General features: G+C 41.6%; 26 protein-coding genes and 1 other annotated feature. Of the genes, 21 read left to right on the top strand and 5 right to left on the bottom strand.

Features of this window, described 5'->3' with window-relative positions; genetic code table 11:
* The first annotated feature begins 14 nt into the window (after positions 1-14).
* A complete protein-coding gene (locus JOC74_RS06880; protein ID WP_053603580.1) occupies positions 15-347 on the top strand; it encodes a MerR family transcriptional regulator in 333 nt (110 codons plus the stop codon).
* An 80-nt stretch (positions 348-427) separates the two neighbouring features.
* Positions 428-2,104, top strand: coding sequence for a dihydroxy-acid dehydratase (ilvD, locus tag JOC74_RS06875; protein WP_053603579.1), 1,677 nt, complete (start codon positions 428-430; stop codon positions 2,102-2,104).
* A gap of 345 nt (positions 2,105-2,449) precedes the next feature.
* On the opposite strand, the gene JOC74_RS06870 is transcribed toward ilvD, so the two are convergent.
* On the bottom strand, positions 2,450-3,718 hold the full coding sequence (locus JOC74_RS06870) for a replication-associated recombination protein A (RefSeq protein WP_053603578.1): 1,269 nt from the start codon (positions 3,716-3,718) through the stop codon (positions 2,450-2,452).
* Between the two features lie 188 nt (positions 3,719-3,906).
* Here JOC74_RS06870 and cymR point away from each other — a divergent pair, with 188 nt between their 5' ends.
* The 8 genes from cymR to JOC74_RS06830 all read left to right on the top strand — a co-directional run bounded on the left by cymR (position 3,907) and on the right by JOC74_RS06830 (position 10,701).
* Positions 3,907-4,323: a cysteine metabolism transcriptional regulator CymR gene (gene cymR, locus JOC74_RS06865; protein WP_053603577.1), complete on the top strand. Its 417-nt coding sequence runs from the start codon at positions 3,907-3,909 to the stop codon at positions 4,321-4,323.
* Positions 4,324-4,341: 18 nt separating this feature from the next.
* The gene (locus JOC74_RS06860) at positions 4,342-5,481 is read left to right on the top strand and encodes a cysteine desulfurase family protein (RefSeq protein WP_053603576.1); all 1,140 of its coding nucleotides are present in this window, start codon (positions 4,342-4,344) and stop codon (positions 5,479-5,481) included.
* Between the two features lie 15 nt (positions 5,482-5,496).
* Positions 5,497-6,612, top strand: a complete 1,116-nt coding sequence (mnmA, locus tag JOC74_RS06855; protein ID WP_053603575.1) for a tRNA 2-thiouridine(34) synthase MnmA — start codon at positions 5,497-5,499, stop codon at positions 6,610-6,612.
* Between the two features lie 67 nt (positions 6,613-6,679).
* Complete coding sequence (locus JOC74_RS06850) at positions 6,680-7,330, top strand: tetratricopeptide repeat protein (RefSeq protein WP_053603574.1); 651 nt, start codon at positions 6,680-6,682, stop codon at positions 7,328-7,330.
* Between the two features lie 47 nt (positions 7,331-7,377).
* Positions 7,378-9,768, top strand: coding sequence for an SF1B family DNA helicase RecD2 (recD2, locus tag JOC74_RS06845; RefSeq protein ID WP_053603573.1), 2,391 nt, complete (start codon positions 7,378-7,380; stop codon positions 9,766-9,768).
* 119 nt (positions 9,769-9,887) lie between these two features.
* Complete coding sequence (locus tag JOC74_RS06840; RefSeq protein WP_053603572.1) at positions 9,888-10,352, top strand: PRC-barrel domain-containing protein; 465 nt, start codon at positions 9,888-9,890, stop codon at positions 10,350-10,352.
* Positions 10,353-10,362: 10 nt separating this feature from the next.
* Complete coding sequence (locus tag JOC74_RS06835) at positions 10,363-10,554, top strand: YrzR-like zinc ribbon domain (RefSeq protein WP_053603571.1); 192 nt, start codon at positions 10,363-10,365, stop codon at positions 10,552-10,554.
* 15 nt (positions 10,555-10,569) lie between these two features.
* Positions 10,570-10,701 carry a YrzQ family protein gene (locus JOC74_RS06830; protein WP_082363918.1) on the top strand — a complete coding sequence of 44 codons (132 nt, stop codon included), beginning with the start codon at positions 10,570-10,572 and terminating at the stop codon, positions 10,699-10,701.
* 49 nt (positions 10,702-10,750) lie between these two features.
* On the opposite strand, the gene JOC74_RS06825 is transcribed toward JOC74_RS06830, so the two are convergent.
* The 4 genes from JOC74_RS06825 to JOC74_RS06810 form a co-directional block, all read right to left on the bottom strand.
* Positions 10,751-11,401, bottom strand: coding sequence for an amino acid ABC transporter permease (locus tag JOC74_RS06825; RefSeq protein ID WP_053603570.1), 651 nt, complete (start codon positions 11,399-11,401; stop codon positions 10,751-10,753).
* A 21-nt stretch (positions 11,402-11,422) separates the two neighbouring features.
* A complete protein-coding gene (locus JOC74_RS06820) occupies positions 11,423-12,076 on the bottom strand; it encodes an amino acid ABC transporter permease (RefSeq protein ID WP_053603569.1) in 654 nt (217 codons plus the stop codon).
* A 72-nt stretch (positions 12,077-12,148) separates the two neighbouring features.
* Positions 12,149-12,973 carry a transporter substrate-binding domain-containing protein gene (locus JOC74_RS06815; RefSeq protein ID WP_053603568.1) on the bottom strand — a complete coding sequence of 275 codons (825 nt, stop codon included), beginning with the start codon at positions 12,971-12,973 and terminating at the stop codon, positions 12,149-12,151.
* 21 nt (positions 12,974-12,994) lie between these two features.
* Positions 12,995-13,723, bottom strand: a complete 729-nt coding sequence (locus JOC74_RS06810) for an amino acid ABC transporter ATP-binding protein (RefSeq protein WP_053603567.1) — start codon at positions 13,721-13,723, stop codon at positions 12,995-12,997.
* Between the two features lie 323 nt (positions 13,724-14,046).
* Between JOC74_RS06810 and JOC74_RS06805 the strand changes: the two genes are divergently transcribed.
* From JOC74_RS06805 to greA, 11 genes are all read left to right on the top strand, one after another.
* Positions 14,047-15,108, top strand: coding sequence for an AI-2E family transporter (locus tag JOC74_RS06805; RefSeq protein WP_053603566.1), 1,062 nt, complete (start codon positions 14,047-14,049; stop codon positions 15,106-15,108).
* A 43-nt stretch (positions 15,109-15,151) separates the two neighbouring features.
* Positions 15,152-15,361 (top strand) — a binding site (T-box leader).
* A 57-nt stretch (positions 15,362-15,418) separates the two neighbouring features.
* A complete protein-coding gene (gene alaS / locus JOC74_RS06800) occupies positions 15,419-18,058 on the top strand; it encodes an alanine--tRNA ligase (protein WP_053603565.1) in 2,640 nt (879 codons plus the stop codon).
* An 87-nt stretch (positions 18,059-18,145) separates the two neighbouring features.
* Positions 18,146-18,412, top strand: a complete 267-nt coding sequence (locus JOC74_RS06795; RefSeq protein WP_082363915.1) for an IreB family regulatory phosphoprotein — start codon at positions 18,146-18,148, stop codon at positions 18,410-18,412.
* A gap of 7 nt (positions 18,413-18,419) precedes the next feature.
* Positions 18,420-18,836, top strand: coding sequence for a Holliday junction resolvase RuvX (ruvX, locus tag JOC74_RS06790; protein WP_053603564.1), 417 nt, complete (start codon positions 18,420-18,422; stop codon positions 18,834-18,836).
* Positions 18,837-18,853: 17 nt separating this feature from the next.
* Complete coding sequence (locus JOC74_RS06785; protein WP_053603563.1) at positions 18,854-19,132, top strand: DUF1292 domain-containing protein; 279 nt, start codon at positions 18,854-18,856, stop codon at positions 19,130-19,132.
* A gap of 151 nt (positions 19,133-19,283) precedes the next feature.
* A complete protein-coding gene (gene mltG / locus JOC74_RS06780; RefSeq protein ID WP_082363913.1) occupies positions 19,284-20,411 on the top strand; it encodes an endolytic transglycosylase MltG in 1,128 nt (375 codons plus the stop codon).
* A gap of 227 nt (positions 20,412-20,638) precedes the next feature.
* Positions 20,639-21,301 (top strand): O-methyltransferase, encoded by a 663-nt coding sequence (locus JOC74_RS06775; RefSeq protein ID WP_053603562.1) that lies wholly within the window; start codon positions 20,639-20,641, stop codon positions 21,299-21,301.
* On the top strand, positions 21,298-22,230 hold the full coding sequence (locus JOC74_RS06770) for a peptidase U32 family protein (protein WP_211086095.1): 933 nt from the start codon (positions 21,298-21,300) through the stop codon (positions 22,228-22,230). Before JOC74_RS06775 ends, JOC74_RS06770 begins: the two co-directional genes overlap by 4 nt.
* Positions 22,231-22,247: 17 nt before the next feature.
* Positions 22,248-23,516, top strand: coding sequence for a peptidase U32 family protein (locus tag JOC74_RS06765; RefSeq protein WP_053603560.1), 1,269 nt, complete (start codon positions 22,248-22,250; stop codon positions 23,514-23,516).
* A 6-nt stretch (positions 23,517-23,522) separates the two neighbouring features.
* Positions 23,523-24,158, top strand: a complete 636-nt coding sequence (gene udk / locus JOC74_RS06760) for a uridine kinase (protein WP_053603559.1) — start codon at positions 23,523-23,525, stop codon at positions 24,156-24,158.
* 239 nt (positions 24,159-24,397) lie between these two features.
* Positions 24,398-24,874 carry a transcription elongation factor GreA gene (gene greA, locus JOC74_RS06755; protein WP_053603558.1) on the top strand — a complete coding sequence of 159 codons (477 nt, stop codon included), beginning with the start codon at positions 24,398-24,400 and terminating at the stop codon, positions 24,872-24,874.
* Positions 24,875-24,885 lie beyond the last annotated feature (11 nt).

The following is a 24,885-nucleotide window of genomic DNA, read 5'->3' as shown; positions in this document are numbered from 1 at the left end:
CAGCGAGGGGAAGAATGTACAAGATTAGTGAGTTCGCTGAATTGACAGGCTTAAGCAAAGAAGCTTTGAGATATTATGCAGAAGTTAAATTCCTCGAACCAGCTTATATAGATCCACGTAACAATTATCACTATTACGATGACGGAAGCTGCTTTCTTGCAATCCTTCTGGTTAAGTTAAGGGGATTTGGTTTTACGATTCAGGAAATGCTTTTGGTAATGGAGGACGAATCATTTACTCATTTAGAGGATTTGTTAATACAGAAAAGGAAGAACATACAAATGCAAGGAATAGTATCAATATGCCCAAGTTTTGGAGATTACTTGCAGATATTTTTAAGGCTATAAGTATATTAAAAATAGTGTTATAATATCGAATAGTTAAAATTTACAGATAACATAGTGAGACTTATATGGAGGGATTTATTTTGGGAGAACTACGCAGTAATATGATTAAAAAAGGATTTGACCGAGCACCGCATAGAAGCTTGCTTCGTGCTGCTGGTGTAAAAGAAGAGGATTTTAATAAACCGTTCATCGCGGTTGTCAACTCATATATTGATATTGTTCCTGGACATGTACATTTACAGGAATTTGGGAAAATTGTAAAAGAAGCGATTCGCGAAGCAGGTGGTGTTCCGTTTGAAATGAACACAATCGGTGTAGATGATGGTATTGCAATGGGGCATATCGGGATGCGCTACTCATTACCAAGTCGTGAAATTATTGCTGATTCCGTAGAAACGGTTGTATCAGCACACTGGTTTGATGGCATGGTCTGTATTCCAAACTGTGACAAAATTACACCAGGTATGATGATGGCTGCTATGCGCTTAAATATTCCGACGATTTTTGTTAGTGGCGGTCCAATGGCAGCCGGTCGTACAAGTGATGGCCGGAAAATTTCACTTTCTTCAGTATTTGAAGGAGTGGGTGCTTATCAGGCTGGGAACCTTGATGGAAAAGGTCTTCTAGAGCTTGAGCAGTTTGGATGTCCAACATGTGGCTCTTGTTCCGGAATGTTCACTGCTAACTCTATGAACTGCTTGGCAGAGGCACTTGGACTAGCTCTACCAGGAAACGGAACGATTTTAGCAGTTGCACCAGAGCGAAAAGAATTTGTTAAACGCTCAGCTAGTCAGTTAATGAATTTAATTGATTTGGATTTAAAGCCGCGTGATATCGTGACAGAAAAAGCAATTGATAACGCATTTGCTCTTGATATGGCACTCGGTGGATCAACGAATACGGTTTTACACACGCTTGCCCTTGCAAACGAAGCAGGTATAGACTATCCGCTTGAACGAATCAATGAAGTAGCAGCGCGTGTGCCGCATCTTTCAAAGCTTGCGCCAGCATCAGACGTTCATATTGAAGATTTGCATGAAGCAGGTGGAGTATCCGCTGCATTAAATGAATTATCCAAAAAAGAGGATGCACTTCACCTTGACGTCATAACAGTAACAGGAAAAACCCTTGGGGAAAACATCGCCGGTTGTGATGTGAAAGACAACAATGTTATTCATTCAATCGATAATCCGTTCTCAGAAAAGGGTGGACTTGCGGTATTATTTGGTAACCTTGCTCCAGATGGTGCAATTATCAAAACAGGTGGTGTCCAAGGCGGAATTACTTCCCACGAGGGACCAGCGATTGTCTTTGACTCACAAGATGAGGCTTTAGAAGGTATTGCCGGGGGACAAGTCAAAGAAGGACATGTTGTCATCATTCGTTATGAGGGACCAAAAGGCGGACCGGGTATGCCGGAAATGTTAGCACCAACTTCCCAAATTGTCGGTATGGGTTTAGGAGCAAAAGTAGCCCTTGTAACAGACGGACGTTTTTCAGGTGCTTCCCGCGGTCTATCTATCGGTCATGCTTCACCAGAAGCAGCAGAAGGCGGACCGCTTGCATTTGTTCAAAATGGTGATCATATTGTCATTGACATTGAAAAGCGCACAATAGATGTTCTAGTTCCTGAGGAAGAATGGGAGCAGCGAAAAGCAAACTGGAAAGGCTTTGAACCAAAAGTTAAAACAGGCTATTTGGCTCGTTACTCTAAGCTTGTAACATCCGCTAGCACTGGTGGTATTATGAAAATCTAAATTGACTTATTAAGTGACCTGTTAAAAAGTCTAGTAAAATTAGAGACTTTTTAACAGGTCCTTTATTTAAGGTTTTAAACAAGGTTCTCTCTCTTTGAAGCAAGGGATAAGCTTTATCAACATAAGGTAATAAGGGTTCTGGAGCAAAAACTTCAAGGACAACGGTGTAATTGCACGGTTACTACAGTTAATTGCACAGAACTGTGGCACAATTGCACGGTTACCACAGTTAATTGCACAAAAACCCGGAATAATTGCACAGACCGCCTGTTAATGTACCTGTATAGTAGACAACATTAGAGAATCGCACAGAAATACCCTGAAAATGCACAATTCCCGGGTTCCCTATTTGCTATTATCATTTATTTTCTCATACACCTGCTTCAATGCGGCTTCAAATTTCCCGGTTTGCTTTGGCTGATAATACTTCTTGTTTTTCAGCGGATCGGGCAAATACTGCTGTTTGACCCAGCCGTTTTCATAATTGTGCGGGTACAGATAATCAAGTCCTCTGCCAAGTTTAGCAGCACCCTTGTAGTGAGCATCCTTTAAGTGCTTTGGCACCTCGCCGATTTTTCCGCTGCGAATATCCGCGAGAGCTTGATCGATTGCCATGATGGCTGAGTTAGATTTGGGAGATAAGCAAAGCTCGATGACGGCGTTGGCAAGCGGGATCCTCGCTTCAGGAAAGCCGATTCTTTCAGCCGTTTGTACTGCGGCGAGCGCTCTTGGGCCTGCTTGCGGATTCGCCAGCCCGACGTCTTCATAGGCGATCACAAGCAACCGCCTGGCAATGCTTTCAAGATCGCCGGCTTCTACCAGCCGCGCAAAGTAGTGCATTGCGGCGTTCGCGTCTGACCCTCTGATTGATTTTTGAAAGGCTGACAACACGTCATAATGGGCATCCCCATTCTTATCATGGGCAAAGCTTTTCTTTTGAAGACATTCTTCAGCGATTTCAAGCGTAATTGGAATAATTCCGTCTTCATTTTCATTTGTTGAAAGAACAGCTAGTTCGAGTGCGTTTAATGCCGACCGGACATCACCCCCGCAGGCAGTGGCAAAATGGTTCAGTGCTTCTTCAGAGCAATCTAGCGAATAGCCGCCTAGCCCTCTATGTTCATCAGCGATTGCCCTTAACAGAGCTTTTTTGATAAGCTCTGGTGTTAACGGATGTAATTCAAAGATTTGCGTCCGGCTTCTGATCGCAGGGTTAATCGCATGGTAAGGATTGGCGGTAGTGGCACCAATGAGAATAATCATGCCATTTTCTAAATAGGGAAGCAAAAAATCCTGCTTTGCTTTATCCAATCGATGTACCTCATCTAAAATTAAGATGATTTGCCCCGACATCTTGGCTTCTTCCACTACAATTTCCATATCTTTTTTATTATTGATGACAGCATTTAACGAACGAAAAGCAATGCTGGTGCTTCCTGCAATAGCTGTGGCGATTGAAGTTTTTCCAATGCCTGGTGGCCCGTAAAGGATCATTGAAGATAGATGCTTCGCTTTTACCATCCGTGCTATGATTTGCTCATCTGCAACGAGATGCTCCTGGCCGAGAATTTCTTCGATTTTCGTTGGCCGCATTCTGAATGCCAGTGGCTTCATATTCATCTCTCCCGATTTCATGTCTGACTATAGAATACCAAAATCATGATAAATAACGAAAGACATCCGAATATAAGAGCATTAAAATGTAACTATGATTAAAGTGTGCTATAATTGCATTTGGTCTATACTAATTTGTATATAATGATTATTACGATAGAGTAACTATTTTGCAGAGGTGTGTTATTTTGAAGATATCAACAAAAGGAAGATACGGTTTAACGATTATGATTGAGCTCGCTAAAAAGCAGGGTGAAGGCCCCACTTCTTTAAAAAGTATTGCTCAAACGAATGATTTGTCCGAGCATTATTTAGAGCAGCTTGTGTCTCCATTAAGAAACGCCGGACTGGTAAAAAGCATTCGCGGGGCGTACGGAGGGTACATTTTAGGTCACGATCCGTCTGACATTACAGCGGGTGACATCATACGTGTACTTGAAGGGCCGATCAGCCCGGTAGAAGTGCTGGAAAACGAAGAGCCTGCCAAGCGGGAGCTCTGGATTCGCATTCGGGACGCTGTCAAAGAAGTGCTTGATAGTACAACACTTGAAGATTTGGCAAACTACACCGAAGGCGAACAAGAAGCGTATATGTTTTATATTTAACGACCCGAGGTGTTACAAATGAATCGAATTTATTTGGATCATGCGGCAACGTCTCCAACCGATCCAAAAGTGGTAGAAAAAATGATGCCCTACTTCACAGAAACGTTTGGCAATCCTTCCAGCATTCACTCGTTTGGAAGAGAAAGCAGAAAATGGCTGGATGAAGCTAGGGGCTCGATTGCCAATCTTATTGGCGCATCCCAAAATGAAATTGTCTTTACGAGCGGCGGAACGGAAGCGAATAACCTTGCCATAATCGGGGCAGCTCTATCCCGTAAGCACAAGGGAAATCATATCATCACAACTGAAATTGAACATCACGCCGTTCTCCATCCGTGTGAACGGCTGGAAGAGATGGGGTTTCAGGTGACGTATTTGAAGCCTGACCAGGATGGTAAAGTCAGTGCCGGGCAAGTTCGCAATGCTCTTCGTGAGGATACAATTCTCGTGACGATTATGTATGGAAACAATGAGGTTGGATCGGTTCAGCCAATCAAAGACATTGGAGAGCTGGTTAAGAACCATACAGCCTATTTTCATACGGATGCTGTACAAGCGTTCGGATATTTGCCGATTCAAGTAAAAAGCGAGAATATTGATCTAATGTCTGTATCCGGCCATAAGCTAAACGGGCCGAAGGGGACAGGCTTTTTATATGTCAGCCAAGACGCTAAGCTCTCTCCGCAAATGCTTGGAGGAGAACAGGAGCGCAAACAGCGTGCGGGAACGGAAAATGTACCAGGAATCGTCGGTTTAAATGAAGCGGTTCGTTTATCAGTTGAAAAACGAGAAGCAAAAAGCCAATTATATCGTGAGTTTAAAACGATTATGATTCAATCGCTGAAGGAAAAAGAAGTGAATGTTCAAATCAATGGCGACATAAATGAAAGCCTGCCACACGTCTTAAATCTATATTTTCCAGGTGTCCAGGTCGAGGCTTTGCTAGTGAATTTGGACCTTGAAGGGATTGCGGTATCAAGCGGGTCTGCTTGTACTGCAGGATCGCTTCTGCCTTCCCATGTGCTCAAAGCTATGTATGGCGAAGACGCGCCGCAGCTGCGTTCATCAGTCAGAATCAGTTTCGGGCCTGAGCATACCAAAGAGAAAATCAAGCGTGCTTCAGAGAAGCTCGCAGAAGTTGTAAGAAGATTAATGTAAGGAGTTGAAGCGGCTATGAAGAAAGCACCCGAAAACACAAGAGTTGTTGTCGGTATGTCGGGAGGAGTCGATTCATCTGTAGCCGCTCTTTTGTTAAAACAACAAGGGTATGATGTCATCGGTATTTTTATGAAAAACTGGGACGATACGGATGAAAACGGGTTCTGTACGGCAACTGAGGATTACGAGGATGTGATTCGCGTATGTAATCAAATCGGGATTCCTTACTACGCGGTTAATTTTGAAAAGCAATATTGGGAAAAGGTTTTTCAATATTTCTTGGATGAGTATAAAGCAGGCAGAACCCCGAACCCTGACGTCATGTGCAATAAAGAAATTAAGTTTAAAGCCTTTTTGGAGCATGCGCTGTCTCTTGGGGCGGACTATCTGGCAACGGGGCACTATGCAAGGGTAGAGCATAACCCGGAAGGTGTGAAAATGCTCCGAGGGATTGATGAAAATAAAGATCAAACGTATTTCTTAAACCAACTAACAGAAGAGCAGCTAAACAAGGTTCTTTTTCCGATTGGCAATCTTGAAAAAAGCGAAGTCAGAGAAATTGCGAAAAAACACGGGCTGGCAACTGCTGCTAAAAAAGACAGTACGGGAATTTGTTTTATCGGAGAAAGAAACTTCAAAACATTCCTAAGCCAGTATCTTCCTGCACAGCCTGGCGAAATGCAAACGATGGATGGAGAAGTGAAAGGCGAGCATGACGGGCTTATGTATTATACGATCGGCCAACGGCACGGTCTCGGAATTGGCGGAAGCGGAGATCCTTGGTTTGTAGCGGGTAAAAATTTGGAAAAAAACATCTTGTATGTTGCCCAAGGCTTCCATGACGAGCTTTTGTATTCTGACAAAATCATTGCGGATCAGGTCAGCTGGGTGCGTCCAGATTTGAAACCGAATGAGTCTCTTAAGTGCACTGCCAAGTTTCGTTACCGCCAAAAAGACAGCGGGGTAACAGTGAAAATGATTGATGAAACAAAAGTTGAAGTCATCTTTGATGAACCGGTAAGAGCAGTGACGCCGGGGCAGGCTGTTGTATTCTACCAAGGAAACGAATGTCTTGGCGGAGGAACGATCGATCATGTTTATAAAAATAATGAAAAACTTTGGTATGTTTAAGTAAAAAAACCTCAACCACTCGTGTTGAGGTTTTTTACAAGAACACCTAGAATTGAAGGAGGAGACAATGGATTACAACAAAATCGGCATCGAAGCAATGCAAAAGGGCGATTACGAAGCGGCCGCGAATGCTTTTACCCAAGCAATTGAAGAGGATCATACAAATGCCATCCCTTATATAAACTTTGCAAATCTGCTTGCTTCAGTGAATGAACTGGACCGTGCTCAAATTTTTTATGAAAAAGCGATTTCGTTGGACGAGGGCGCGGCTTCTGCGTATTATGGAGCAGGAAATTTATTTGTGATGAAAGAATCTTATAGTGAAGCAAAAGATATGTTTGAAAAAGCGCTGCGATTAGGAATGGAAAACGGCGATTTATATTATATGCTCGGAACTTCGCTTATCCAGCTGGAACAGCCAAGGCTTGCTATGCCGTATTTGCAGAGGGCTTCTGAGCTGCTGGAGGATGATCCTGAAGTTCTGTTTCAGTACGGCCTTTGCTTAGCAAATGAGCAGCTGCTTAATGAAGCTGTTAGCCAATTTACTAAAGTCATCGAACTCGATCCAAGCCATTCGGATGCTTATTATAATTTAGGAGTCGCATACGCTTATCAGGAAAATAAAGAAAAAGCGCTTGAAATGCTTAATCAAGCGATCGAAGTAAATCCTGAGCATATGCTTGCACTTCATGCAAAATCGTTAATCGAACAACAGTAAAGGCTCACTGCGCATTAATGCGGGATAAAATGAAGGGAGGAAGCCTTATGACCATACATCACCATACGGAACCTGAAATCGCCCAAGAATCGTTTGTCAAAGGCAAAATCCTCGCTGTCATTTATCATAATGAATCCAATCATTACAGCGTTTTAAAGGTAAAAGTAGAAAAAACAAGTGAAGCGTTTGAAGATTCTTCGGTATCAGTTACCGGTTATTTTCCTACCCTTCAGGAAGAAGATACATATACGTTTTATGGAGAAAGTAAAACACATCCGAAATTCGGACTTCAGTTTCAGGCTGAGCGATTTCGAAAAGAGATCCCAACGACAAAGGAAGGCATTGTCCATTACCTTTCCAGTGACTTGTTTGAGGGCATTGGAAAAAAAACAGCCCAAGAAATCGTAAAAAAACTGGGTGAAGGGGCCATCAACAAGATATTAGCTGACCCTGCTGTCCTTTACGACGTAGCAAAGCTATCAAAGAAAAAAGCGGATAAGCTGGCCGCTTCTCTTCAGGAGCATCAAGGCTTGGAGAGCGTTATGATTGCTTTGAACAATTATGGATTTGGCCCACAGCTATCGATGAAAATTTACCAGGTGTATCAATCAGAAACATTGGATAAAATTCAGTCAAATCCCTATCAGTTGGTCAAGGACGTTGAAGGAATCGGTTTTGCCCGAGCTGACGAGCTTGGGGGACAGATCGGTTTATCCGGTAATCATCCCGAACGGATTAAAGCGGCAATTCTTTACACAGTTGAAGCATCCTGCCTGCAGGATGGACACACTTATATGTACACGAAGCAGCTCATTGTTGATACGCTGAAGCTGTTAAATCAATCCTCAACTGCAGATGATGTCGTCAATGAAGTAGACATTGCAGATCAAATTGTTGAGCTGGGCAAGCTGAACCAGGTGATTGTTGAAGAGGACCGCTGCTACTATCCGTCATTATTTTATGCAGAAAGAAATTTCGCAAAAAATCTAAAAACGATTGCAGAACAGACAGATTATGAAGATCAATTTCCTGAATCTGAGTTTTTGCTTGCCCTTGGTGAATTGGAAGAGAGAATTAATGTTCAGTTTGCTGAAAGTCAAAAGGATGCCATTCAAAAAGCTCTCATGTCGCCAATCATGCTGCTGACTGGGGGGCCGGGAACAGGAAAAACGACAGTAATCCGCGGAATAGTCGAGCTTTATAGCGAATTGCACGGAGTTTCACTGGAACCTGGCGATTATAAAAAGGATGAACCGTTTCCGTTTGTTTTAACAGCGCCTACAGGCAGAGCTGCAAAACGCATGAGCGAATCGACTGGTCTTCCTGCTGTCACCATTCACAGGCTGCTTGGCTGGAATGGTGCTGAAGGGTTTACACACACAGAAGATAATCCGATTGACGGAAAACTTGTTATTATTGATGAAACCAGTATGCTGGACATCTTTATTGCCAACCATCTGTTCAAGGCTATTCCAAAAAATGTCCAGATTATTATGGTGGGAGACGAGGATCAACTTCCTTCTGTCGGTCCCGGACAAGTGCTAAAAGATTTACTCGCTTCTCGTGTGATCGAAACAGTTAAATTAACGGATATCTATCGACAAGCTGAAGGCTCCTCTATTATTGAGCTTGCTCATGAAATGAAAAAAGGCGAGCTGCCGAATAATCTTACAGTGCCGACAAAGGATCGCTCGTTTATTCGCTGTAACCAGAACCAAATCAAAGAGGTCGTTGAAAAGGTTGTTAATAACGCATTAAAGAAGGGGTTTTCAGCTAAGGATCTGCAAGTGCTGGCGCCTATGTACAAAGGAGCGGCAGGCATAAATGAGCTTAATGCCCTCCTTCAGCAAATTTTGAATCCAGCCTCTTCGAAAAAACGGGAAATGAAATTTGGCGATGTGACTTACCGTACAGGGGATAAAATATTGCAGCTTGTCAATCAACCCGAACAAAATGTTTTTAATGGTGATATGGGTGAAATCACTTCAATATTTTATGCGAAAGAGAATACAGAAAAAGAGGATATGATCATTGTTTCGTTTGATGGGAATGAAATCACATTTGTAAAAAAGGATTTTGTACAGTTCACCCACGCCTATTGCTGTTCTATTCATAAATCCCAAGGCAGTGAATTTCCGATCGTAATCCTCCCGGTCGTTAGAAGCTATTACAGGATGCTGAGAAAAAACTTATTATATACAGCAATTACAAGAAGCAAAAAGTTTTTAATTCTGTGCGGTGAAATCGAAGCATTGGAATGGGGAGTACGTAACAAAGAATTGGCGGAAAGACAAACATCATTACGTACCAGATTAAATGAAGCTTTATCTGAAGAAGATACTGAACTTCGAGAGCTTCAAAGCCAGCTTCCATTTAGCGTGCACGATGCGAATATCGGAATGGAAGGAGTAACACCTTTCGATTTCATGACAAGCTAAACACCAAGTGATTATCCACTTGGTGTTTTTTCTTATGGACACTGGGAGCAATTTCATTGCATGGAGAAAGGATTGGAAAGGGAAAATAAAAGTGTTCAAATAAAGGTGGAGATCACACTTTGAGAACATGTAATGAATTAATCGGAATGCCTGTCCGTTGTGCCTCGCGTGTCCTTGGCTGCGTGTCGGATATTTGTTTTTCTTATGATGGGAGATGTATCGGGCTGCTGATTGATGAACAAAAAATTCCATTCATGCATAAAAAAGTGTTCCTTCCAGCTGAACAAATTGTACAGGCTGATGCAGCCGGGATATATACTGGTACGCATCTCATAAGTTCAGCAGATCAACCAGAAAAATATTTACGTTATAATCAACTGAAGCAAAAAATGATTGTCAATCAGGAAAAAAAACAGCTCGGAATTTTGGAAGATGTATATATTTCCTTTCAAGCGGGCACAATGGTAGCATATGAAATCTCGGACGGCTTTTTTGCAGATTTGCAAGGAGAACGAAGACACGTTCCTTCAATGAATACTGCGATGACATTGAATAATGATACCATCATGCTGGCCGAGCAATGAGGTGTTACGATTGTTAATTTGCCCGAATTGTAAAGGGAAAAACATTGGAAAAATAGGTGTGAACCAGTATTACTGCTGGGGATGTTACATTGAATTGACCCTATCAAAAGGAAAGATATCGACACATCAAGTGGAAGAGGACGGGACGTTAAGCAGTCTTGATGATTTATTCACTGATGAAGAACGTACAATGAACCTTTAAAATTGGAGGATTCCTATGAATCGGACAATGACTTCCTTTCTTTCAATGGGTGCAGGAGCATTCGTATACCATTTAGCCAGACAATACAACATGCCGACGAAAAAGAGCATGAAAAGAATCAGAAAAAGAATCATGAAAATGATATAGGCTAAATAAAAAGAGAACCGGATGATTATTGTCCGGTTCTCTTTACTATTTATGCCTGTCTCGCCTCTAATCGCCGGGCGATGATGGACAAAATGTAGTTAACAACAAAGTACATCACAGCTGCGGCCAAGAAGATCGGTATCGTGAAATTAATCGACTGTCCTTTCACAACATTCGCATTATGCATTAACTCAGGAAGCGAGATCACGGTAGCCAATGATGTGTCCTTAAGTAAGGAAATGAATTGGCTGACGAGCGGAGGAATCATTCTTCTGAGGGCTTGTGGCAAAGTGATTTGAATCAGCGTCTGAACATAAGTGAGACCTGACGATCTTGCCGCTTCGATTTGCCCTTTATCAATCGAATTTAAACCGCTTCGGACGATTTCCGAAATCATCGCCGCTTCGAAAATGGTTAATGCCACAATTGCAGATCCCTTAATTCCAAAATCAATTCCTACTTCAGGCAATGCGAAAAAAGTAAAGAAAATGATCAGCAACAAGGGGAGATTTCGAATGATCTCTACCAATAGGGCAAGGACATGCGACACGACGGGCATTCGGGTATATCGCAGAGTTCCTACCAATATTCCGATGATAAAGCTTAATACAATCGAAATGGCGGCAACTTCCAATGTTAGAATAAAGCCATCAAACAAAAATTTTAAATTATCAGGAGAATAGGCTCCTTTAAAATCCATAAATACTGTCCTCCTTTTACGCTAGTTGCTGCGAGAAAGTCTTTTTTCTATATATCCGACTCCTAAGCTGAGCGGGATGGTTAACAGTAAGTAAAACATAGCGACGAATATGTACACATCAAAAACGACATATGTATTGCTTGAGACTAAATCTCCGTGGTACATCAAATCCCAACCGGCGAGCAAACCGAGGATAGAGGAGTTTTTTACCAGATTAATAAATTGGTTGCCGAGTGGCGGGATAACAATTTTGATGGCTTGTGGAAGAATAATATACCTCATGCTTTCTGTATACGTAAGTCCGGTAGCTCTTGCTGCTTCCATCTGTCCTTTTGGAACGGATGAAATTCCTGCACGGATCGCTTCGGCAATAAATGCTGAAGTATAGATTGATAATGCGATTGTACCTGCTGTAAACCCGTCAAACCGAATACCGATAGCAGGAAGACCGATAAAGATGAAAAAAGCAATCAATAGGACGGGGATATTACGCAAAATTTCAACGTAGACCGTACCAATCCAGTTAAGTATTTTGAAAGGAGCTATTCGAAATACGGCGATAAGAGTACCTAAAATAAAGCTTGATATAAGTGCAATGATACTTGAAAGCACTGTGAACTTGAATCCTTCAAGATACATGTCCATGTTGTTGGTAAGTATGGAGAAATCGAGCAAAAAAATCACTCCTTTAGCTAATTGGGATGAGCGAAAAGCCCGCTCATCCCGAATTTGTTTCTATACGATTATTTAACTTGCTGGTTCTTCTTTAATCCACTTGTTTTTAATTTTATCGTATTCGCCGTTGTCTTTTAGTTTTTTCAACGTTTCGTTAATTGCATCAACAAGCTCTGAATTTCCTTTTTTTACAGCAATTCCGTATGGCTCTTCACTGAATGTTTTTCCGACAAGGTGGAAGCTAGGATCTTCATCCGCCATTCCGTAAAGAATCGCATCATCAGTTGTTAACGCATCGCCTTGGCCGGCTTTTAATGCCGAAAAAGCTTCTGAGTAGTTTTCAAACTCATTTACCTTAGCATCGGGGGCTTCTTTGCGAATGTTTTGAGAAGATGTGGAACCTTTAACGGCAAGAACCGTTTTGCTGTTGTCTAAATCCTCGATGCCTTTGATCGGGCTGTCTTTTTTCACTAACAGTGACTGGCCGGCATCAAAATAGACATCTGAAAAATCCACTTCTTTTTTACGTTCTTCAGTAATTGTCATTGTTGCGACAACAGCATCGATGTCACCTTTATTCAATAAAGGAATTCTTGTTTTGGAAGTCACTTCTTTGAATTCAGCTTTGTTTTCGTCGCCAAGAATTTCTTTTGCAATTGCTTTTGAAATATCAATATCAAAACCTTCAATTTCGCCAGAGCTTGGATTTTTTAAGCCAAATAACCGAGTGTCGTTTTTCACTCCGAAGACGATTTTGTCATTTTCTTTAATCGTGTCCAATGCGTTTTTGCCGCTGTCAGCGTTTCCGCCGCTGCCTCCGCTTCCGCAGGCTGCAAGCAGAAGCATTGCTAAAATTGTGACAATTGAAAGTGATAGAAATTTCTTTGAAGTTTTCATTTTTTTCCCCCTATATCTTTCTTAATGATTTAATATACGGCTAAGAAATAAGCGAGCCCGTTCTTCTTTTGGATTCGCATAAAATTCAGCCGGTGTTGCTTCTTCTAAAATTCTGCCTTCATCAATAAAAACAATACGGTCAGCGACTTCTCTGGCAAAGCCCATTTCATGGGTAACAACGACCATGGTCATGCCTTCTTTAGCCAGAGCCTTCATTACATCCAGCACTTCGCCGATCATCTCCGGGTCTAGCGCGGAGGTCGGTTCATCAAATAACATAACCTCAGGCTTCATCGCAAGTCCTCTTGCAATCGCGACTCTTTGCTGTTGTCCTCCGGAAAGTTGGCTTGGGTAGGAATTTGCTTTATCGGGGATCCCGACTTTTTCCAAATAGTACTCAGCTGTTTTCCGTGCCTCGCTTTTTGAAACTCCCAACACTTTTACAGGAGCCAGCATGATGTTCTCAATGACTGTTTTGTGCGGATAAAGATGAAAATGCTGAAACACCATGCCAATATTTCTCCGAACTTTATTAATATCGGTTTTTTTATCGTTTATGACTGTTTCATTAACCTTTAACTTTCCTTCATTTACTGTCTCAAGCCGATTGATGCAGCGCAGCATTGTGCTTTTGCCTGAACCGGAAGGACCAATGATTACGACAACTTCACCTTTTTTTATTTGTAGATTAATATCTTTTAAAACATGAAAATCACCGTAATGCTTGTTGACATTTTCGAATGAAATCATGGTGTTCCCCCTCGCTAATCCAAAATTAACCTATTAGAAAAACTATGTAATAATTCCTTACATGAAAGACTAGATTTTCTAACATCGAAGATATTATACCTTTATCCTATAATTGGAGTCAAATCTTTTCAAAAGTTTTGAAAAATCGCAACATTATTTCGAATAAGATTATATTAAGATACATAATGGTGGAGAAATCAGGAAAACTAGGTAGAACGAAAAAGGTAAGCAGTATTTTCTATATATTCTCTTAAAAGTTGAAAACACCTTTTTTAATGTATGAATATGATCTGTAAATCTCAATTGACATGGAGATGATGCTGTTGCTGAAAAAACCGATGCAGCTGCTTATATGGATTACCATCCTCCTGCTTTTCCTGCTATCAATATATGTGGCAATCAAGCTGAAAATATTATGGTATCCATTGTTCGCTATTTCAAAAGCAATCCTTATACCACTAGGCATCTCCATATTCATAACCTATTTGCTTTTGCCGATTATCGAAAAGCTGCATGAAACAGGGCTGCCGAGAACATTAAGCTTGCTAATCATATATCTCTTGTTTTTTGGCAGCGCCGGCTATGGTTTATACAAAGGCATCCCGATATTGCTAAATCAGCTATACGATTTATCTGAGAACATCCCTATGTTTGCAGAAACCTATAATGTGATGCTGAAGAAAATTCACAACCATACAGATCAATGGCCGGATGGGATGCACGAAAGGATCGATCTGGTGATTAGCCAAACGGAAGGGTTTGTCGCTAATGCTGTAGAAAAAGCGATAAGAAGCATGCGGATATTGTTTGATTATCTTTTAATTGGCGCTCTAATCCCTTTTTTAGTTTTTTACTTAGTAAAAGATATTAGTCTAATGAAAAAAACAGTATGGTATTTTACCCCGTCATCTTGGAGGAAGCGAGGATGGAGATTTCTTAAAGACGTCGATGATTCTCTCGGCGGGTATATCAGGGGTCAGCTGTTTGTGTGCGTCATTATAGGTACTTGTGCAGGGCTGACGTTTTGGCTCTTTCATATTCCATACCCGCTTATTCTCGGACTGGTGATCGCTCTAACAAACATCATTCCGTATTTCGGACCGTTTATCGGAGCTATTCCAGCACTTTTAATAGCAGCAGCTGTATCGTCGAAAGCTGTTATTGTTGTATTGGCAACGATAGCAATTCTTCAATTTATTGAAGGGAATATTCTCGGTCCTCTTATTGTAGGGAGAAGCTTGAATATGCATCCGGTTGCTATTATGCTCGCTCTTTTGGCAGGAGGAGAGCTGGGGGGGATAGTCGGCATGATTATTGCTGTCCCTGCGGCATCTATTCTCAAAATTATGTTCACTCATATGATTTCGATTCGCGCAGAGCATTGACAACAAGCAATGGACTGTCTATAATTTCGTTAGAATGAATATCGATAATTCGTTGAAGGATCTGAGTAAACTGATGTCCTGTTCAAAGAGAGAAGCTCTGTTCGCTGAAAGGAGCTTTAGCAGAAGGGCAGTTGAAGCTAATCCTAAAGAGCAGGAAAAGCCTGCCGAGCATTCCAGCGTTAATGGAAATTAAGGTGATGGGTGAATAAACCCATAATCAGGGTGGTACCGCGAGTAAGCTCTCGTCCCTGTATAAACGTTGTTTATACAAGGACGGGAGCTTTTTTAATCGTTAAAGGAGGAAAGGAAAATGAAGAAATTAACATCTGCTCAATTGAGACAAATGTTTTTGGATTTTTTTAAAGAGAAGGGCCATGATGTTGAGCCGAGTGCGTCGCTTGTGCCTCACGAGGATCCGTCTCTATTATGGATAAACAGCGGAGTAGCTACGTTAAAAAAATATTTTGACGGCAGAATTGTCCCTGAAAATCCAAGGATATGCAATGCGCAAAAATCGATTCGGACAAATGACATAGAAAATGTGGGGAAAACAGCAAGACACCATACATTCTTTGAAATGCTCGGTAATTTTTCAATCGGTGAGTATTTTAAAGAAGAAGCAATTGTCTGGGCTTGGGAATTTCTCACGAGTGAAAAATGGATAGGCTTTGATCCAGAGCTGCTTTCCGTGACGGTTCATCCGGAGGATCATGAAGCGTATTCGTTTTGGGAAGATAAAATCGGAATTCCTACTGAACGGATCATTCGTCTGGAGGGGAACTTTTGGGATATAGGTGAAGGTCCAAGCGGTCCTAACTCAGAAATTTTTTACGACCGAGGAGAAAGCTATGGGAACGACCCTAACGATCCGGAACTCTACCCTGGCGGTGAAAATGAAAGGTATTTAGAAATTTGGAACCTCGTGTTCTCAGAATTTAATCACAATCCAGATGGAAGCTATACTCCACTTCCGAAGCAAAATATCGATACCGGGATGGGCCTGGAACGGATGGTTTCGGTTATCCAAGACGTCCCGACCAATTACGATACTGATTTGTTTGTTCCGATTATCGAAGCAACGGAATCGATTTCAGGCAAGACGTACGGTGAAACGGTAGAACAAGATGTTGCTTTTAAAGTCATTGCCGACCATATGCGGACCGTGTCATTTGCCGTTGGGGATGGAGCTCTTCCTTCGAACGAAGGCCGTGGATACGTACTTCGCAGGCTGATACGCAGAGCTGTCCGTTATGCAAAAGCATTGGATATAAACCGTCCGTTTATGCATGAACTAGTGCCGGTTGTTGCTGAAATCATGGTAGCCTTTTACCCTGAAGTCAAACAAAAGCTCGAGTTCATTTCCAAAGTAATCAAAACAGAAGAAGAACGGTTCCATGAAACGTTAAATGAAGGTCTCGCAATTTTGTCAGAGATCATTAAGAAAGAAAAAGACAACGGAAGCAGCGTAATTAAAGGCATTGATGTGTTTAAATTGTATGACACATACGGATTTCCCGTCGAGCTTACTGAAGAATACGCAGAAGATGATCAAATGACAATTGACCATGACGGCTTCCAAACGGAAATGGAAAAGCAACGTGAGCGTGCGAGAAGTGCACGGAATGAATCAGGAAGCATGCAAATCCAAACAGGGGACCTTGGGAATATCAAAGTTCAAAGTGAATTCGTCGGCTATACAACTTTGATAAATGAAGCAGAAGTCCTTGAATTGCTGAAAGAAGGAGAGCTAGTTTCATCTGTTCAAGAAGGGGAGTCTGTACAGCTCATTCTGGACCAAACGCCATTCTATGCGGAAAGCGGCGGCCAGATTGGTGATAAAGGGTATCTTGCTAACGCCGAAACAGTGATACGTATTTCAGATGTACAGAAGGCTCCAAACGGCCAGCATCTCCACAAAGGAATTGTAGAAAAAGGCTTAGCGGAAAAAGGAATGAAATTAGAAGCAAAGGTTGAAAATAGAATGAGAAGCCAAATTGTGAAAAACCATACGGCTACCCACCTGCTGCATCAAGCGTTAAAGGATGTATTGGGACCGCATGTCAATCAGGCTGGATCTCTCGTATCAGAAAACAGGCTTCGCTTTGATTTCTCCCACTTCGGTCAGGTGACAAAGGACGAGCTTAAGGAAATTGAAAGTATTGTAAATGAAAAAATATGGGGCACACTCCCTGTACAAATCGAACGGAAACCTATTGATGAAGCGAAGGCAATGGGTGCCATGGCTTTGTTCGGTGAGAAGTACGGCGATGTTGTCCGAGTTGTTCAAATAGGCGACTACAGCTTGGAGCTGTGCGGAGGCTGCCATGTTGGGAATACGGCTGAAATCGGCATGTTCAAGATTGTTTCTGAATCCGGAATCGGAGCGGGAACCCGAAGAATTGAAGCTGTGACCGGCAAAGGGGCTTATGAAGAAATGAACGGGCAGGTCGCGCTTTTGCAAGAGACAGCATCCTTGTTAAAAGCAAATGTAAATGAAGTGCCAAAAAGAGTTGAAAGCCTCTATGCTGATTTGAAAGAGCTGCATAAAGAAAATGAATCATTGCTTGCAAAAATAGGGAATGCGGAAGCTGGCGCTATCCTGTCCAAAGTTAAAGAAGTAACTGGAGCCGTTAAGCTGCTTGCCGAACAAGTAAACGCTAAAGACATGAATCATCTTCGTACAATGGCTGATGAGCTGAAAAACAAGCTGGGCTCAGGAGTTATTATCCTTGGCGCTGTAAACGGTGAAAAAGTTAATTTGATTGCAGCTGTTACAAAGGATTTAACAAGTAAAGGCTTGCACGCAGGAAAACTCGTAAAAGCAGCGGCTGAGATCTGCGGAGGTGGTGGCGGAGGCCGTCCGGATATGGCCCAAGCAGGCGGCAAGAACCCGGATAAGCTTGCAGAAGCATTAACTTCTGCAGAAGAATGGGTGAAATCCGTTTTATAATTATTCAATATAGTGTAGAATGGGTGTAAGACAAGGACACGCCAGCTTCACTAGCTTGCGGGAATCTGGAAAAGAGGTGCATTACTTTTGAGCTCGTATGATAAGACGATGAAATTTAACTTTTCTGACGATTCGGCTGAAACCCACGTGGACGAGGTGCTGCTCACCGTTTATGATGCCCTTCAAGAAAAAGGGTACAATCCGATCAACCAAATTGTGGGATACTTATTATCAGGGGACCCTGCGTATATCCCAAGGCACCGAGACGCCAGAAACCTGATTCGTAAGCTTGAAAGAGATGAACTGATTGAAGAGCTTGTGAAATCGTACTTACAACAGAATAAAGAGGCATAAAAAATACATGCGGATTATTGGTTTAGATTTAGGCTCCAAAACACTCGGAGTTGCACTCAGCGACGAGATGGGTTGGACAGCACAAGGAATAGAAACAATCCAAATAAATGAGGCAATAGGAGACTATGGCCTAATCAGACTGTCGGAATTGCTAAATGGCTACTCTGTCGAAAAAATTGTGCTCGGTTTTCCGAAAAACATGAATGGTACGGTAGGGCCCAGGGGAGAGGCAAGCCAAAAATTTGCTGAAGTTCTTGAGGAAGCATACGGGATTCCAGTCGTTTTATGGGATGAGCGGCTTACGACAATGGCAGCGGAAAAAATGTTGATTTCAGCTGATGTCAGCAGAAAAAAGCGCAAAAAAGTAATTGATAAAATGGCTGCAGTCATGATTCTTCAAGGCTATTTAGACAGCCTGAATTGAAAATTGGAGTGATTATAATGGAACATGGTGAGAAAAACATCACGATTGTAGATGACAATGGAAATGAACAGCTTTGTGAGGTTCTTTTTACGTTTGAAAACGAAGAATTTGGCAAATCTTACGTTCTATATTACCCGGTCGAAGCCGAGGGGGAAGAAGAGATCGAAATTCACGCATCCAGCTTTACTCCGAATGAAGATGGAACAGATGGTGAACTATTGCCAATAGAAACGGAAGAAGAATGGGATATGATCGAAGAAACGCTAAACACCTTCCTTGCTGAAGAGGACGAATAATAAGAAGAAGCTGCCTTACATAGGCGGCTTTTTTGTTGTTTGGAGAAGTAAAAAAAGGTGTCAGAAAACATACCATATATCTCATTCCTATTTCAATTGCCGAACTAAATCGAATCATGTAGTATAGTAGCAGAGAGAAGGGAGGAATAAGATGCCTACTAAATTTTCAAACAAATCATTTGAAAAAAAGCTCCAGGAAAAGCGGATCCAAGCGAAAAAAGTACGGAAAATTGTTTTTTCCATTATTGCTGCTATCGTGGTGGTAATTGCCGTTTCTGCCGGAGGAGCTTATTTTTACATAAAATCCGCGCTTGAACCAACTGATTCAACAAATAATGAGTCCATCCACATCAATATACCAAGCGGATCATCTGTTTCCGATATTGCTGGAATTTTAGAATCAAATGAGTTAATTAAAGATAGCAGGATTTTTAGATACTATGTCAGATTTGAAAATGTTTCGGGATTTCAAGCAGGAGATTTTAATTTGAAGAAAAGCATGGGTACATCTGAAATAATTGAGAAACTGACTAAGGGGGAAAATGAGGTTGCCTTTCAACTGATTGTCCCTGAAGGAAGAAAGATTGATCAAATTGCTGATACCATTGCTGAAAATACAAGCTACTCAAGTGAAGAAGTAATGAAAACCCTTGATGATCGGAAATTCATAAATGAATTAAAAGAAAAATATCCGGAAACGATCACCGATGAAATTTTCAATAAAAACATTAAGCACCCTTTAGAAGGATATCTTTATCCGGCGACATATCCGTTTTACAATCCGCAAACCTCTTTGAAAGAAATTGTTATCCGGATGGTTGAGGAAACGGATAAACAAGTGAAAAAATATAAATCGACGATGGACGAACGAAATATGTCTGTCCATAAAACATTGACGATGGCTTCGCTGATTGAAGAAGAAGCAACGGCTAAAGTGGATCGGCATAAGATTTCAAGCGTTTTTCATAATCGATTAAAGAAAGATATGCCGCTGCAGACGGATCCGACTGTCCTTTACGCTCTTGGAGAGCATAAAGACAGGGTTGTTTATAAAGATCTCGAGGTCAATTCTCCTTTTAACACTTATAAAAACAAAGGACTGACACCGGGACCGATTGCAAATGCAGGGACAACCTCGTGGGAAGCAGCACTTAACCCAGAGAATACTGAATTTGTTTATTTTCTTGCCAAAAAAGACGGTGAGGTTGTTTTTACAAAAACATTGGAAGAACATAATGCTGCAAAAGAAAAGTTTATTATTAATCCAGAAGGCGAATGATTAAGAGGAGAGTAAGCGTGCTCTCCTTATTCGCTTTTCTCTATGAATTATGGTAAAATATATCGGGTTATTTACATGTACCTACGAGAGAACAATTCCTGAGTGCTCAGTCTTTTTAGAATGAGGCTCTTTTTTTGAGAGACACGCTTTTCGGTTTATAAGCATGTGCCAGATTCAAAAACAGGCTCGGGCTTCATAGCCGATTGTGCAAAAGGAGGGGCCTGCTTGTGAATATTATGCAGGATCAAATCAACAAATATATCGAAAAGTTTATCCAGCCAACATCTCTTGAACTGGCAAAGTTGGAGGCTAAAGCAAAAATAAATCATGTACCGATTATGGAAAGCACCGGAATTGAAGTTTTGCTTCAGCTATTAACAATAAAAAAAGTAAAACGAGTGCTCGAAATTGGTACAGGTGTCGGGTATTCAGCAATCCGTATCGCCACTGCTCTGCCGGAAGCAAATGTCTTTACTGTCGAACGGAATCAAGAACGCTATAACGAAGCGATCAAAAATATAAAAGAATTTCAACTCAATGAACGAATTCATGTTTTCTATGGAGACGCCTTGGAATCAGCTGATGCTGTTCGTACGGTTGCCCCATACGATGCTATCTTTATCGACGCTGCCAAAGGACAGTACAAGAAATTTTTTGAAACATTTGAACCGATGCTTGCAGACGATGGTCTGATCATTACCGATAACGTTTTGTTTAAGGGGCTTGTCGCTACAAATTACGAGGAGCTTGAAGATAAAAGAAAGCGGAATCTCGTATCAAAAATCGATGGCTATAATGAATGGCTTATGCAAAATACATCCTATCATACGACGATTATTCCTGCAGGAGATGGAATTGCCGTCAGCACAAAAAGAGGTGAACAGTTATGAAAACGACTCCAGAGCTTTTGGTGACACCTGCGAAAGCAGAACAAATTTCTTCCCTTATAAAAGCAGGGGCGACCGCATTTTTAATCGGTGAACAAAAGTTTGGACTGCGTTTAGCAGGAGAATTTCCAAAAGAAGAAATAACGAAAGCAGTGCAGCTTGCACACCAAGGCGGAGCAAAAATTTTCGCGGCCATGAATGCGATATTCCATAATGACATGGTACCGGAGCTTGGCAGCTACCTTTCTTTTTTAAAGGAAGCCGGTGTAGATGCGGTTGTTTTTGGCGATCCTGCTGTTCTTATGGAGGCGAGAGAGTCAGCTCCTGATATGCCGCTTCATTGGAGCACAGAAACAACGGGAACCAATCATTTTTCTTGCAATTATTGGGGGAAAAAAGGGGCTAAGAGGGCTGTTCTAGCGAAAGAACTCAGCCTGGACAGTGTTTTGGAAATCAAAGAAAAGGCAGAAGTGGAAATCGAAATTCAAGTACACGGTATGACATGCATGTTTCAGTCAAAACGCTCCCTAATTGGAAACTATTTTGAATATCAAGGAAAAACAATGAATATCGAAGGCGATAAAAAGGAATCTGGAATGTTCCTTCACGATAAAGAACGGAATTACAAATACCCGATTTTTGAGGATGTTAATGGCACACATATTATGAGTCCGAATGATGTGTGCATGATTGACGAACTCGGGGACTTTATCGATGCGGGAATCGACTCCTTTAAAATCGACGGGATTTTAAAATCACATGACTATCTGCTTGAGGTTACCCGCATGTATCGCGAAGCAATCGACCTATACATGGCCGATCCTGATGAATATGAGAATCGAAAAGATGCTTGGGTCGAAAAAATCGAATCGATTCAACCAGTAAACAGAAATATAGATACAGGATTTTTCTTTAAGGAAACCGTATATTAAACGAAGGAGGGGATAAAATGACAGCAGTGAAGGATCAAATTTCTTCTGTCGTTAATGGAAAAAGAGTCATAACAAAAAAGCCAGAGCTTCTTGCGCCTGCCGGCAACCTGGAAAAATTAAAAATTGCCGTCCATTACGGGGCAGATGCTGTTTTTATTGGTGGTCGTGAGTATGGTCTCCGCTCCAACGCTGACAACTTTTCAATCGAAGAGATGGCAGAAGGTGTGAAATTTGCAAAAGCATACGGCGCAAAAATTTATGTTACAACGAATATTTTTGCTCATGAGGAGAATATAGACGGTCTTGAAGACTATTTGAAAGACCTTGAAAAAGCGGGAATAACCGGGATTATTGTCGCTGATCCGTTAATTATAGAAACGTGCAAAACGGCAGCTCCAAAGCTGGAAATACATTTAAGCACACAGCAATCGCTGTCCAACTGGAAGGCAGTTCAGTTCTGGAAGGAAGAGGGCCTTCATCGTGTCGTCCTGGCGCGGGAAACGAGTGCGATGGAAATTAGGGAAATGAAAGAAAAGGTTGACATTGAAATCGAAACCTTTATTCATGGAGCAATGTGTATTGCTTACTCCGGCCGCTGCGTGCTAAGCAATCATATGACGGCAAGAGACTCCAACCGTGGGGGCTGCTGCCAGTCTTGCCGCTGGGATTACGATCTCTATCAACAGAATGGTACAGACGCAGTGGCCCTCTATAATGAAGAGGATGCGCCATTTGCGATGAGCCCAAAAGATTTGAAGCTGATTGAATCGATTCCGCAAATGATTGAAATGGGAATCGACAGTTTGAAAATTGAGGGCCGAATGAAATCGATTCACTATATCGCAACCGTAGTCAGCGTCTACCGTAAGGTTATTGATGCATACTCAGCAGATCCTGATCATTTTGAGATTCAGGAAGAATGGCTCAAGGAGCTTGATAAATGCGCGAATCGTGATACCGCCCCCGCATTTTTTGAAGGCGTTCCGGGTGTCAGTGAGCAGATGTTTGGCCAGCACGGCAAAAAGACAACTTTTGATTTTGCTGGTCTTATTCTTGACTATGATGAAGAGACGGAGCTAGTGACTCTCCAGCAGCGCAATTTCTTTAAAGTTGGTGATGAAGTGGAATTTTTTGGTCCGGAAATTTCAAATTTCACTCATGTAATTGATGCAATTTGGGATGAGGACGGAAACCCTTTGGATGCAGCCCGCCATCCCCTTCAAATCGTCAAGTTCAAAATCGGCAGAAAGCTTTTTCCGAGCAACATGATGAGAAAGGGGAAATAGAGAAAAATGGGGAAAAAGCCTATAATAATTGGAGTAGCAGGAGGGTCCGGTTCAGGTAAGACTAGTGTCACAAAAGCTATTTATGAACATTTCAAAGGACACTCCATACTCATGATCGAGCAGGATTTTTATTACAAAGATCAAAGTCATCTTCCATTCGAAGAACGGCTAAACACAAACTATGATCACCCTCTGGCATTTGATAATGATTATTTGATTGAGCATATTCAGCAACTATTGAATTATGAACCGATTGATAAGCCCGTATACAACTACAAGCTTTATACTCGTTCAGATGAGGTGGTGCGAGTAGAGCCAAAGGATGTCATCATTTTGGAAGGTATCCTTATCCTTGAGGACGAGCGGCTTCGCGACTTGATGGACATTAAGCTGTATGTTGATACAGATGCCGATTTGCGAATCATAAGAAGGATGCTTCGTGACATAAAGGAAAGAGGCAGATCGATTGATTCTGTCATCGAACAATATGTCACCGTAGTCCGACCAATGCACAACCAGTTTGTTGAACCGACGAAAAGATATGCCGATATCATTATTCCCGAAGGTGGCCAAAATCACGTAGCGATCGATTTAATGGTGACAAAAATCCAGACAATCCTTGAACGAAAAGAAATTTTGTGAAACAATAGCATATACAATCTCTGCAAAAGTCCATATTATGTATAGGTTGGAAAGGTATGAAAAAATATCTTTCAAGGATGTTTTTTTAATTGCATGATTTAACAATTTAAGCTAACATAAAATTCATTAATATGGGAGAGAAGAACGAGGACATTGGTGTCCTCATTCTTGTATATTTAAGGCTGTGCTCTCATACATAATACAAGTGATGAGCGACCAACCAGAAGGAGTGAAGGAAAATGGCACAAGAGAAAGAATATCCTATGACAGAAGAAGGAAAACAAAAGCTCGAACAAGAGCTTGAATATTTAAAAACAGTGAAACGTAAAGAAGTTGTGGAACGAATAAAAGTAGCACGGAGCTTTGGAGACCTTTCCGAAAACTCTGAGTACGATTCCGCAAAAGAAGAACAAGCATTTGTAGAAGGACGAATTACTACTTTGGAAAACATGATCCGCAATGCGAGAATCATTGAGGATGATGTGACAAATTCAAATATAGTCGGTCTCGGTAAAACGGTAACATTCGTAGAATTACCGGATGGAGAAGAAGAATCGTATACCATCGTAGGAAGTGCGGAAGCAGATCCGTTTGAGGGCAAAATCTCGAACGATTCACCAATTGCCAAAAGCCTGCTCGGAAAGCAAGTGAGCGATCAGGTGACGGTTCAAACTCCAGGCGGAGAAATGTTTGTTAAAATCATAAAAATCTCTTAAAGGGTTTATGA

This window comes from Bacillus capparidis (genome assembly GCF_017832095.1).
Classification (GTDB): domain Bacteria; phylum Bacillota; class Bacilli; order Bacillales; family Bacillaceae; genus Bacillus; species Bacillus gobiensis.
This window is presented reverse-complemented; position numbering and strand designations above follow the sequence as displayed.

Bases quoted from the DNA above. Each gene is read 5' to 3' on its own strand.
- JOC74_RS06880 (WP_053603580.1), top strand. From the start codon at position 15: ATGTACAAGATTAGTGAGTTCGCTGAATTGACAGGCTTAAGCAAAGAA.
- JOC74_RS06870 (WP_053603578.1), bottom strand. From the start codon at position 3,718: ATGAAGCCACTGGCATTCAGAATGCGGCCAACGAAAATCGAAGAAATT.
- JOC74_RS06860 (WP_053603576.1), top strand. From the start codon at position 4,342: ATGAATCGAATTTATTTGGATCATGCGGCAACGTCTCCAACCGATCCA.
- mnmA (WP_053603575.1), top strand. From the start codon at position 5,497: ATGAAGAAAGCACCCGAAAACACAAGAGTTGTTGTCGGTATGTCGGGA.
- JOC74_RS06850 (WP_053603574.1), top strand. From the start codon at position 6,680: ATGGATTACAACAAAATCGGCATCGAAGCAATGCAAAAGGGCGATTAC.
- recD2 (WP_053603573.1), top strand. From the start codon at position 7,378: ATGACCATACATCACCATACGGAACCTGAAATCGCCCAAGAATCGTTT.
- JOC74_RS06830 (WP_082363918.1), top strand. From the start codon at position 10,570: ATGAATCGGACAATGACTTCCTTTCTTTCAATGGGTGCAGGAGCATTC.
- JOC74_RS06825 (WP_053603570.1), bottom strand. From the start codon at position 11,401: ATGGATTTTAAAGGAGCCTATTCTCCTGATAATTTAAAATTTTTGTTT.
- JOC74_RS06815 (WP_053603568.1), bottom strand. From the start codon at position 12,973: ATGAAAACTTCAAAGAAATTTCTATCACTTTCAATTGTCACAATTTTA.
- JOC74_RS06810 (WP_053603567.1), bottom strand. From the start codon at position 13,723: ATGATTTCATTCGAAAATGTCAACAAGCATTACGGTGATTTTCATGTT.
- alaS (WP_053603565.1), top strand. From the start codon at position 15,419: ATGAAGAAATTAACATCTGCTCAATTGAGACAAATGTTTTTGGATTTT.
- ruvX (WP_053603564.1), top strand. From the start codon at position 18,420: ATGCGGATTATTGGTTTAGATTTAGGCTCCAAAACACTCGGAGTTGCA.
- JOC74_RS06785 (WP_053603563.1), top strand. From the start codon at position 18,854: ATGGAACATGGTGAGAAAAACATCACGATTGTAGATGACAATGGAAAT.
- mltG (WP_082363913.1), top strand. From the start codon at position 19,284: ATGCCTACTAAATTTTCAAACAAATCATTTGAAAAAAAGCTCCAGGAA.
- JOC74_RS06770 (WP_211086095.1), top strand. From the start codon at position 21,298: ATGAAAACGACTCCAGAGCTTTTGGTGACACCTGCGAAAGCAGAACAA.
- JOC74_RS06765 (WP_053603560.1), top strand. From the start codon at position 22,248: ATGACAGCAGTGAAGGATCAAATTTCTTCTGTCGTTAATGGAAAAAGA.
- udk (WP_053603559.1), top strand. From the start codon at position 23,523: ATGGGGAAAAAGCCTATAATAATTGGAGTAGCAGGAGGGTCCGGTTCA.
- greA (WP_053603558.1), top strand. From the start codon at position 24,398: ATGGCACAAGAGAAAGAATATCCTATGACAGAAGAAGGAAAACAAAAG.